The organism is Enterobacter sp. MF024 (assembly GCF_005843915.1).
GTDB classification, from domain to species: Bacteria; Pseudomonadota; Gammaproteobacteria; order Enterobacterales; family Enterobacteriaceae; genus Enterobacter; species Enterobacter barmai.
Genome location: NZ_VCBB01000032.1, coordinates 1 through 650 on the forward strand (window position 1 = coordinate 1; position 650 = coordinate 650).

General features: G+C 59.5%; 1 protein-coding gene. It reads right to left on the minus strand.

The features are described 5' to 3' along the window. Positions 1 to 62 precede the first annotated feature (62 nt). The coding region (locus FFB58_RS22795; RefSeq protein WP_138371070.1) for a carbohydrate porin at positions 63 to 650 on the minus strand (588 nt) is incomplete at its 5' end.

Genomic DNA, 650 nt, shown 5'->3' on the forward strand with positions numbered 1-650 from the left:
CTCCCACCGGGAGAGGGTGCAAACACTAAAAACGGCAACCTGGTTGCCGTTTTGCTTTTACCTCAGAACCACGCCTCCCACATCGCGCCGACGTTGAAGTCGTCGAGGGTTTCGTCTTTGGTGTTGTTCACGCGGGCGGTGCGTTCGTTATCCACCTTGCCGCCGGTGACGTAGAAGCGCAGCATCGGGCGGAATTCCGGGCCCATGGCGATGGACATGTTCTGCGACAGGGTCAGCTTCCAGCCCTTGTTGTCGCCGCCGTTGTCGTAATCAACATGCTGCCAGCCCGCTTCCAGCCAGGTGGAGTGCACGTCGTTCCACCAGTGCATCGGGCGCACGATGGCGTTGTAGTTCTTGCGGTTGTCGGTCTTGTCGCGGCTGTTATCAAAGTCGTGGAAGGCCAGAATGTACTCCACCTGGGTCGCCTGGGTGAACTTGTGCAGCCCTTCGAAGCTGGCGTACACCGTGGTCAGGTCCTCGGTTTTGTTGAACACGCTGTTGTCCGAGTTATCAGAGTAGCGGGCGATCACCTTGTTCACGCCGCTGTCGTTGGTGTGGCTCAGCACCACGCCGCCCTGCCAGGCGTTGGTCCGCTCTTCGGTGTCGATGGCCTTCGAGTCAAAGCCGTAGTTGGCGTACAGCTCGAGGTC